The organism is Streptomyces sp. NPDC003038, from assembly GCF_040611115.1.
Classification (GTDB): domain Bacteria; phylum Actinomycetota; class Actinomycetes; order Streptomycetales; family Streptomycetaceae; genus Streptomyces.
Genome location: NZ_JBEXNN010000022.1, coordinates 90,025 through 99,686, shown reverse-complemented (window position 1 = coordinate 99,686; position 9,662 = coordinate 90,025). Strand labels below are relative to the sequence as shown.

9 protein-coding genes are annotated in these 9,662 nt (G+C 72.2%); all 9 read left to right on the top strand.

Annotation, left to right across the window (positions count from 1 at the left end; translation table 11 throughout):
* The first annotated feature begins 155 nt into the window (after window positions 1-155).
* The 9 genes from ABZX75_RS24830 to ABZX75_RS24790 all read left to right on the top strand — a co-directional run bounded on the left by ABZX75_RS24830 (window position 156) and on the right by ABZX75_RS24790 (window position 9,507).
* Entirely contained in the window at window positions 156-1,604 is a 1,449-nt protein-coding gene (locus ABZX75_RS24830; RefSeq protein WP_355414093.1) for an NADH-ubiquinone oxidoreductase-F iron-sulfur binding region domain-containing protein, read from the top strand.
* 143 nt (window positions 1,605-1,747) lie between these two features.
* Window positions 1,748-2,782, top strand: coding sequence for an SCO0930 family lipoprotein (locus tag ABZX75_RS24825; RefSeq protein ID WP_355414091.1), 1,035 nt, complete (start codon window positions 1,748-1,750; stop codon window positions 2,780-2,782).
* A 90-nt stretch (window positions 2,783-2,872) separates the two neighbouring features.
* Window positions 2,873-3,376, top strand: coding sequence for a hypothetical protein (locus ABZX75_RS24820; RefSeq protein WP_355414089.1), 504 nt, complete (start codon window positions 2,873-2,875; stop codon window positions 3,374-3,376).
* 142 nt (window positions 3,377-3,518) lie between these two features.
* Window positions 3,519-3,926, top strand: a complete 408-nt coding sequence (locus tag ABZX75_RS24815) for a hypothetical protein (protein WP_355414087.1) — start codon at window positions 3,519-3,521, stop codon at window positions 3,924-3,926.
* Between the two features lie 69 nt (window positions 3,927-3,995).
* Window positions 3,996-5,894 (top strand): glycosyl hydrolase family 8, encoded by a 1,899-nt coding sequence (locus tag ABZX75_RS24810; RefSeq protein WP_355414085.1) that lies wholly within the window; start codon window positions 3,996-3,998, stop codon window positions 5,892-5,894.
* Between the two features lie 74 nt (window positions 5,895-5,968).
* On the top strand, window positions 5,969-6,277 hold the full coding sequence (locus ABZX75_RS24805; RefSeq protein ID WP_355414083.1) for a hypothetical protein: 309 nt from the start codon (window positions 5,969-5,971) through the stop codon (window positions 6,275-6,277).
* Between the two features lie 245 nt (window positions 6,278-6,522).
* Entirely contained in the window at window positions 6,523-7,398 is an 876-nt protein-coding gene (locus tag ABZX75_RS24800) for a glycosyltransferase (RefSeq protein WP_355414081.1), read from the top strand.
* Window positions 7,395-8,291 carry a glycosyltransferase gene (locus ABZX75_RS24795; RefSeq protein WP_355414079.1) on the top strand — a complete coding sequence of 299 codons (897 nt, stop codon included), beginning with the start codon at window positions 7,395-7,397 and terminating at the stop codon, window positions 8,289-8,291. The genes ABZX75_RS24800 and ABZX75_RS24795 overlap by 4 nt, the downstream gene beginning before the upstream one ends.
* 181 nt (window positions 8,292-8,472) lie before the next feature.
* On the top strand, window positions 8,473-9,507 hold the full coding sequence (locus tag ABZX75_RS24790; RefSeq protein WP_355414077.1) for a DNA topoisomerase IB: 1,035 nt from the start codon (window positions 8,473-8,475) through the stop codon (window positions 9,505-9,507).
* Window positions 9,508-9,662: the final 155 nt, after the last annotated feature.

Sequence of the window (9,662 nt, the reverse complement as noted above, 5' to 3'; positions counted from 1 at the left end):
GGGGGGGGGCGGCCGCGCGCGCCCGGCCCCCCCCCGCCCCGGCCCGTGTACGCGCCGTACGTCTCCGCGCCGCACGTCTCCGCGTACGTGCCCGGCCAGGCCGCCGGGAGCTCGGCCCGCCACGGTGATCAACCGGGCTTCCGAGAGCGGGCGAGGTGACGGCCGGTCCGCGCCCCGGCCTCGGCTGTGTGGGCGCCCCCCGGCTACTCACCGGGCTCGACCGGTTCCCCCGTCTGGACCGCGAGGCCCATCTCGGCACGCACGGCACGTTGCCCCGGTACCGGCCGGAAGAACTGGTCCGCCTCGCGGACGACATCGACCTGCGGGGCCGGGGCGGAGCGGGCTTCCCCTTCGCCCGCAAGCTGCGCGCCGTCATCCGGTCGGCCCGGGGACGGGACGGGCGTACCGCCGTCGTCGTCAACGGCACCGAAGGCGAACCGAGCTGCCTCAAGGACACCGCGTTGCTGCTGCACGCCCCGCACCTGGTCCTCGACGGCGCCCTGCTGGCGGCGGCCGCGCTGGCCGCCGAGGACGTGGTGCTGGCCGTGACGAGGGCGGACGTGGAGCAGTCGGTACGAGAAGCCGTCGCCGAGCGCGGCCCGTCCGGCCGTCGGGTGCGCGTGATGCGGCTCCCCGATCGCTTCGTGACCGGGGAGGGAACCGCCCTCGTCAGCGGGTTGAACGGTGGTGCGGCGCTGCCGTCGGGCAGGACGGTCCGCACCAGCGAGCGCGGCCTGAACGGGGTGCCCACGCTGCTGTCGAACACCGAGACGTTCGCCCAACTCGCGGTCGCCGCAAGGCTCGGCGCGCCGGAGTACCGTGCGGCCGGTCTGTCCGCGGAACCGGGCACCGTCCTGCTGACGGTCGCCGGGTCCGTGGTCGTGGAGACACCCACGGGGACCTCCCTGGCGTACGTCCTGGACCTGTGCGGCACCGACCCCGGCCAGGGCGTGCTCGTCGGCGGCTACCACGGCAGATGGCTGGACCCCGGCTCCGCCCGTGCCTCGGAGGTGTCCCGCCTGTCCCTGGCGACGTTCGGCGCGGTACTGGGAGCGGGCGCGGTCCTGCCCCTGCCCGAGGACACCTGCCCGGCCGGCGAGGTGGCGCGGGTGACCCGCTGGATGGCGAAGGAGTCGGCCGGGCAGTGCGGGCCGTGCGTCCGCGGCCTGCCCGGGCTGGCCGACGTACTGGAGCAGGCCGTGCGGGGAGGAGGCCGGGCAGCCCTCGAAGCGGTGGAGGCGCGGCTGAGAGCGGTCCGGAGCCGCGGCGCGTGCAGCCACCCCGACGGTACGTCGCACTTCGTGGCCTCGGCGCTCACCGCGTTCCCCGACGAGTTCAGGGACCACGCCCTCGGCAGCGGGTGCGGCCGACGGGTGCTGGGGGCACTGCCGCTGCCGCAGGACGAGAGCCCGGAGCGGCTGGTCGTGAACTGGACTCTGTGTAAAGGCCACGGGCTGTGCGCGGACATCCTCCCCGACGTCGTACGGCTCGACGGGGACGGCTTCCCGGCTCACGGGTCCATGCCGGTGCCGGGACGGCTGCGGCCGAAGGCGCTGCGCGCGGTGCGGCGCTGCCCGGCCCTCGCGCTGCGCATCCAGGACTGAGCCGGTGAACGTCCCGTGTCACCCCGCGAGTTGAACTTTGGCGGGATCTGACAAATTCCGGGGGATATGGACTTCACTCGGCCTGCGCCCCGTATCAATGACCGAGAGAACAACAACGCAGGACCGAATCCGAAGGAGAGACCGTGAACAAAAGGCGTCGCGAGATATTCGCCGGGTCGGCGGTCGCGGTATTGCTGCTGACGGCCGGATGCGGCATCGGCGAGAAATCACCCCAAAATAAAACAGCGGTGCAGCCGGTGAGCGGCAGCAAACAACTCGGGTCCGCACACGATACGGGCGGCGCGTACGGGTCGGACGCGGAGCCCGGATCGGGCTCGGGGTACGGAGACGACCCGGCGGCCGCCCCGGCGGGCGGAGCCGCCAAGACCGGCCCGGCCGGGCAGCTGACGGTGCGGGAGCTTCCGGACGTGGGCGGGGCGGTGACCGACGGCGAGGGTTTCACGCTCTACCGGTTCGACAAGGACACCGCCCAGCCCCCCAAGTCCGCCTGCGACGGGGACTGCGCCGCGGCCTGGCCCCCGGTGGCGGCGGACGGGGCGACGGCCGGCGCGGGGGTCGACTCCGGCCTTCTCGGTTCGGTCGAGCGCGCCGACGGTACCCGGCAGCTCACCCTCGCGGGATGGCCCGTGTACCGCTACGCGAAGGACGCGAAGGCGGGAGACGCGCTCGGTGAGGGCGTCGGCGGCACGTGGCGCGTGCTGGGGGCCGACGGAAAGCCGGCCGTCGCCGGGAAGAAGCCCGCGGAGGGAACGGCGGGAGCCGCAGGGGCGGGGGCGGAGGCGGAGGGGGCGAAGAAGGACGCCGGTCTTTCCGTCAACCAGAATGCCCGCATCGGCAACATTCTCGCCGATGCGGAAGGGCGGACGCTCTACCGTTTCGACAAGGACAGCGCCTGGCCGATGAAATTCGGCTGTCTCGAATCCTGCCTCGACACCTGGAAGCCCGCAAAGGCGGTCGACAAGGACAAGGTGTCGGGAATTTCCTCGGAACTGGTCGGGTCGGTGAAACGGCCCGACGGGACGGAGCAGATGACGATCGACTGCTGGCCGGTCTACTGGTTCACCGGTGACACGAAGCCGGGTGATATCAGCGGGCACGGCAAGCAGGGCCTCTGGTTCGCCGTCACCGACAAGGGTGAGAAGGCGAAGGCGGCCTAGCGGCTGCCCGCACGTGGCGCCCGGGCTCCTCCCCACCCGGGCGTCACAGCCGACCCGCTGCTCCGAGCCGATCCCGACCGTGAGGTTGCCATGCTGTGGACCGACCACCGAACCCGGTGTCCCCGCCCGGCATTTTGGGCGGTCGCGGCGGTGTGCGCCGCCCTGCTGTGCGGCGGCTGCGCGGGCCACTCGGCGCCGCACGACGGGGCGGGGACGCGCGGGGCGGAGACGCCCGAAGACCGGCAGGCCGGGACAGGCCCGGCCTCGATCGAAGCGATCGCCACCGTTATCGGGTGCACGGCCGAAGTGAACGTCCAGGCCGAGGAATTGCGCGAAGGGGGCTGCGTAACCGAGCAGGGCGCCTACCGTATGGTCACCTTCGCCGCCGCCGAGGGGCTGCGCGCGTGGCTGACCGAGGCCCGGAACTACGGCGGCAGCTACCTGGTCGGTGACCGGTGGGTCGTCACGACGCCGTCGGCGGACGCCCTGACCGCACTGCGCGCCCGGCTCGGCGGCTCCCTCGAGAACGGGGACGCCCACGACACCCACGACGCCCCCGATGGCCACACGCCCCACCCCGGCGCCGCGCACTGACCGCGCGGGAGCGACGACGGCCGAACGGCCACTCCCCCGGCGGGCGGAGACCGTCGCCGACGGGTCGGACGCGTCGCCCGCCCTCACTGACGGGACAACGGCCGGGTCTTCGCCTACCAGAACGGCGATGTGGCGGCGGGCCGTGGCCGTACTCCGTCCGCCGGCCGAAGCGAATCCCACGGCGTACGAGGTGGACCTGGCCAAGGCGCTCACGTGCCTCGCCCTCCTCCTGGGCCGGTTGGGGCGATGGCCGGAAGCTCTGGACGCGGCGGCCCAGCCGGTGGCGCTCTACCGGCGAGCGCCCGAGGCACCGCGGCCGGGCCACGAGCCACTCCTCGCCGACCTGCTCTCCGGCGTCCGCTTCCACCATGCGAACGCGGGGAGATGGCACGACGCGGTCGACGCGGCCGAGGAAGCGGCGGCGATCCTGCGCCGGCTTGCCGCCGCCCGCCCGGGCGCGTACGGGCCCGAACTCGCGCAGGCTCTGGCCACCCTCGACGCCTACCGCTCCCAGAGGGGCCGAAGCCCGCCCGGGTTGATCGGAGCGTGATGTCATGTGGTCTATTGCCTCCGGGAGTTCGGACCCGTGGGCAACGCCTCGAAAGGAACGACCACTGCCATGAGCCGAAGAGGCATATCTCTTCTCATCGCGTCAGGACTGCTGTCCCTGCCGCTGATCGGGCCACCCCAGGCTGCCGCCGCCGACACCCTGGTGTCGACCGGTAAGCCGACGACGACCTCGTCGATCGAAGGGAGCGGGTTCGAAGGGGGGCTCGCGGTCGATGCGAATACGGCCACCCGGTGGGCGAGTGCCGAGGGCGTCGATCCGCAGTGGGTGCGCATCGACCTCGGTTCCAGCCACACGATCTCCCGGGTCAGGCTCAACTGGGAGGCCGCGTACGCCAAGGCGTACAAGATCCAGACCTCCGCGGACGGTTCGGCCTGGACCGACATCTACTCCACCAGTGCGGGCGACGGGGCAATCGACGATCTGACCGTCTCCGGTACCGGACGCCATGTCCGGATGTACGGCACGGGCCGAGGCACCCCGTACGGCTACTCCCTCTGGGAGTTCGAGGTCTACGGCTCCGCCGGCAGCACCGACACCACCGCACCCAGTGCCCCCGGCAGCCTCCGCTCGACGGGGTCGACGGCCACGAGCGTCTCGCTCGCCTGGAACGCGGCCGCCGACAACGTGGGGGTGACGGGCTACAACCTCTACCGTGGCGGCAGCCTGATCCGCTCCACCACCGGTACGTCGTACACCGACACCGGACTCACCGCCCCGACCTCGTACAACTACACCGTGAAGGCGCGCGACGCGGCGGGGAACCTCTCGGCCGCGAGCAACACACTCGGCGTCACGACCCCGGCCGTACCCTTCGCCAGCCACCTCAAGCCATACGTCCCGGGCATCCTGAAGCCGTCCGGCACTCAGGCGACGATCGACCAGAAGGTCGTCGACTACTACAGGAACTGGAAGTCGGCCTTCGTCCGCCAGAACTGCGGCAACGGCTGGTACCAGGTCATCTCACCTGACGCCGACCACCCTTACGTCGCCGAGGCGCAGGGCTACGGGATGGTCATCGCCGCGACCATGGCCGGCGCCGACCCCGACGCCAAGAAGATCTTCGACGGTCTGGTGAAGTGGAAGATCGACCACCCCTCCGCCATCAACCCGAACCTGCTGGCAGCCGAGCAGGACGTCAACTGCAAGAGCGTCAACGGTGGGGACGGCGCCACCGACGGTGACATGGACGTGGCGTACGGGCTCCTGCTCGCCGACAAGCAGTGGGGCAGCGCGGGCACGTACAACTACAAGGATCTCGCGATCAAGCACATCAACGCGATCAAGAAGGACGAGGTCAACCCGACGACGAACCTGCTCAAGCTCGGCGACTGGAGCAGCTCCGGCGACCAGTACTACTACATCTCCCGCACGTCGGACTGGATGGTGGACCACCTCCGGGCCTTCCGCACCGCGACCGGCGACGCGGCCTGGGACACGGTCCGCACCGCGCACCAGACCCAGATCGCCAACCTGCAGTCCGCGTACGCGCCGAGCACCGGCCTGCTGCCCGACTTCGTCGTCAACACCAACACCACCCCGAAGCCCGCCGCCGGGCAGGTCCTGGAGGATCCCAACGACGGCGCCTACTGGTGGAACGCATGCCGCACCCCCTGGCGCATCGCCGACGACGCGGTCACCAGCGGTGACGCGAAGTCGCTCGCGGCGGCGCGCAAGCTCAACAGCTGGATCAAGACGAAGACCGGCGGCGACCCGAACAAGATCGCCATCGGCTACAAGCTCGACGGCACACAGATCTCGGCGGGCAGCGAGGCGGCGTTCTTCGCCCCGTTCGCGCTGGCGGCGATGACCGATCCGGGCAGCCAAGCGTGGCTCGACGCGCTCTGGAGCAAGATGCTGGCCACCCCCATCGACACCGGCAGCTACTTCTCGGCGAGCATCCAGTTGCAGGTCATGATCACCGCATCCGGCAACCACTGGGTCCCGTAGCGCACCTGGCCGTGCCCACCGGCTGACACCAGGCCGGTGGGCATGGGTGGGGCGATACGAGGTACCCGCATGGCATGGGATCGAGCAAGCGCTATGCCGTCGCCGCCTCGGGACAGTGGACCGACGAGGAGGAGGGCCGGAGCCGGCTCCCGGCGGGAGAGGCCCACGCCTGGGAACCGGGGAGGAACGAAACCGTCTGCGGTCTCTCCCTCAGCCGCTCCGAGCTGGCGCGTTTCCCCCACGTCTCCTGGAGCGACACGATCCCCGAATCCGGCGGAGCTGCCGACCGCGTCCAGCGGCTGTGCCCGCGATGCGCCTCGGTCGCCGGGCGCCGGGGCGGTGACGCCCGCCCTCCGTGGCAGCGCACCAATCCCCGCCCCTGATCCGAGGTGGCTCTGTCAGCGGTCGCAGCTGGTCGCGGGGCAGCGGGCCCACGTCGGACCGTCGGCAGCCTCCGCAGCCTCCGCAGCCTCCGCCGCCTTCCGCCGACACGCCGACGCGGTGGAGCACTAAGCCGTATATCACCACAAACTGACTACGCTGACCCGTCCGCTCCGTTCACTGCGGGTGCCACGGTGCCGTCCCGGGGTGGCCAGACGTTGTCCGACGAACCGGAGGTACCCCGGCCGTGACCGCCGACGCCCGCACCACCGTCGTCCTGATCACCCACAACCGTCGCGATCAGCTCCTGCGGACCCTCGACCGCCTGGCCGCGCTCCCGGAGGCACCGCCGGTGATCGTCGTGGACAACGCGTCGACCGACGGCACCCTGCGGGCCGTGGCCCATCGTCATCCCGAGGCCACCGTGCTCACGCCCGGCCTCAACCTCGGCGCCCCGGGCCGCAACCTCGGCGTACGCCATGCCCGTACTCCCTACGTGGCGTTCAGCGACGACGACTCGTGGTGGGAGCCCGGCTCGCTGGCCCGCGCGGCGGACCTGATGGACCGGCACCAGCGCCTCGGGCTGCTCGCGGCGCGCGTCCACGTGGGTCCGGGGCAGGAACCGGACCCACTGAACGGCATGCTCGCCGCCTCCCCGCTCGGCCGCGCCGCCGACCTGCCGGGACCACAGGTGCTGGGATTCCTGGCCTGCGCCGCGGTCGCCCGGCGGGAGGCGTACCTGGAGGCGGGCGGATACCACCCGATCCTGTTCCTGGGCGGCGAGGAGACGCTGCTCGCCTACGACCTGGCGGCACGCGGCTGGGGCGTGTGCCACTGCCCCGACGTCATCGCCGTGCACTGCCCGACCGGCGGTGTCCGGCCGGGGCGGCCCGCCGTCCAGCGCCGCAACGCCGCGCTGACGGCGTGGCTGCGCCGTCCCCTGCCCGTCGCTCTGCGCCACACCCGCGAGCTTGCCGCAGATGCCCGGCGGGACCCGGAGGCCCGCACGGCCCTGCGCGAGATGTTCAAGCGGCTCCCGGCAGCCCTGCGGGAGCGCCGACCGCTCCCCGCGGCCGTGGAAGCCGCCGCGCGGCGCCTGGACTCGGAAGGAGCGCTGGTGTGAGCGACCCCCGCACCACCGTCGTCGTGATCACCCACAACCGCCGGGACGAGCTGCTCCGCACGCTGGAAAAGCTTGCGCGGCTCCCGGAGCGCCCTCCGGTGATCGTCACGGACAACGCCTCCCGCGACGGCACCGCCGAGGCCGTCGCCCGCCTCCACCCGGAGGTCACGCTGCTGACGCCCGGCCGGAACCTGGGCGCCGTGGGCCGCAATCTCGCCGTCCGCCAGGTCCGCACGCCCTACATCGCCTTCTGCGACGACGACTCCTGGTGGGAGCCCGGCTCGCTGACGCGCGCCGCCGATCTGCTCGACCGGCACGAGCGCCTCGGCTCCGTCACCGCGCGCATCCTCATCGAACCGGGTGGCCGGGAGGACCCCATCGTGGCCGAGTTGCGCGACTCACCGATCGAGGGGCCCGCCTGGCTGCCCGGGCCCGCGCTCGGCTCGTTCCTGGCGGCGGCGACCGTACTGCGGGCGGACGCCTTCCGGGAGGCCGGCGGTTTCAGCGAGCGGCTGTGGCTGGGCGGCGAGGAGGAGCTGCTCGCGACGGACATGGCGGCACGGGGGTGGTGGCTGGCGTACGCGTCGGACCTGACCGTCCACCACGCGCCGTCCGCCGTGCGGGACGCCACCCTGCGGCGCGTCCACGGGCTGCGCAACACCCTGTGGTTCTGCTGGCTGCGTCGACCGGCCGGTGCCGCGCTGCGCAGAACGCTGCATCTGGCCCGTACGGTTCCACGCGACCGGGCTTCGCTGCGTGCGTTCGGCCTGGCCCTGATCGGGCTGCCGTGGGTGCTGCGGGAACGGCGGGTGGTGCCGCCTGAGGTAGAGGCGCGGCTGGGTGCGCTGGCGGAGTCCCAGCGCCGCTCGACGGCCCGGCGCTACGTGGGCTGAGAAGCGCTACGTGGGCTGAGAAGAGCGGCGCCCACCACGCGCGTCCGGCTTACAGCTCGTCGTCGGGCACCGCGGCCGCTCCCCTGCCCGGACTCGGCCTGCCCGGACTCGGCCTGCCGGCACAGCAGGGATCCTTGATGACGGCGGGGGCTTCCGTCGTCCCGTCCTCGAGGAGGTTCGATTGCGCCTTCACCACAGTCGGCCCACCGATCCCGGTTACGCCCGGAAACGCCATGGGCGCGGCTTCCGCTATCTCGACACGCACGGGCAGCCTCTTCGCGACCCGGCCGAGCTGGCCCGGATCAAGGCGCTCGTCGTCCCTCCGGCGTGGCGGGACGTGTGGATCTGCTCCCGCCCCACCGGACACCTGCAGGCCGTCGGAACGGATGCCGCCGGGCGCCGCCAGTACCTGTACCACCCGCAGTTCCGGGCAGAGCAGGAGGAGGCCAAGCACGACCACGTCTTGGACGTGGCGGAGCGGCTGCCGGCCGTACGCGAGGCCGTCGAAGCGCACCTGAGCGAGCGGGGGCTGTCCCGACAGCGGGTGCTCGCCACGGCGGTACGCCTGCTCGACCTGGGATTCTTCCGGATCGGCAGCGACCGCTACACGGACGTGAACAACAGCTACGGCCTGACCACCCTGCTGCGCACCCACACCCACTGCGGGGGCGGCGAGGTGATCTTCACCTACCCCGGCAAACACGGCAAGGAGCAGATCCAGGCGGTTGTGGACCCCGCCACGTGCCGGAGTCTGATCTCGCTGCTACGCCGACGCGGCGGAGGGGAGCGGCTGCTCGCCTACTGGGAGCGCCCCGAGTGGCACGACGTGACGGGCGGCGACGTCAACGAGTACCTCAAGGAACGCGCGGGCCTGGAGATCACCGCCAAAGACTTCCGCACCTGGCACGCGACCGTCATGGCCGCCGTCGCGCTGGCCGTCTCTCAAGGCGCCGCCCGCAGCGAGACCGCCCGCCGCCGCGCCATCACACGGGCCGTCCGGGAGGTCTCCGGCTACCTTGGCAACACCCCCGCCGTCTGTCGCGCCTCCTACATCAACCCGTACCTCATCGAGCTGTACGAGGAGGGGATCACCGTCGCGCCCGCGCTCCCGGGCCTCGGCGCCGAGGGCGCGTACGGCACACCGGCGACACAGGGACCCGCTGAGCGGGCGGTGCTGCACCTGCTGCGGACCGGGCGACCGCCCGAAGGACACTGACGTGGGTCGCCGCGCCCGCCGGTGGTTCGAGTGGGCTGTTGCGGTGAACGTGGCACCGATTCCGTGTCGACGGCGTGTCCGCGCGGAACGGATGGTGCTCGGGTGCTAAAAGGCGCCCGTTCCGATGCGTGCCGGCGTGCCGGCCCGCGCAAGGA

What these genes read in the sequence shown, in the direction of transcription:
- ABZX75_RS24820 (WP_355414089.1), top strand. Translation starts at nt 2,873, where the DNA reads ATGCTGTGGACCGACCACCGAACCCGGTGTCCCCGCCCGGCATTTTGG.
- ABZX75_RS24810 (WP_355414085.1), top strand. Translation starts at nt 3,996, where the DNA reads ATGAGCCGAAGAGGCATATCTCTTCTCATCGCGTCAGGACTGCTGTCC.
- ABZX75_RS24805 (WP_355414083.1), top strand. Translation starts at nt 5,969, where the DNA reads ATGGGATCGAGCAAGCGCTATGCCGTCGCCGCCTCGGGACAGTGGACC.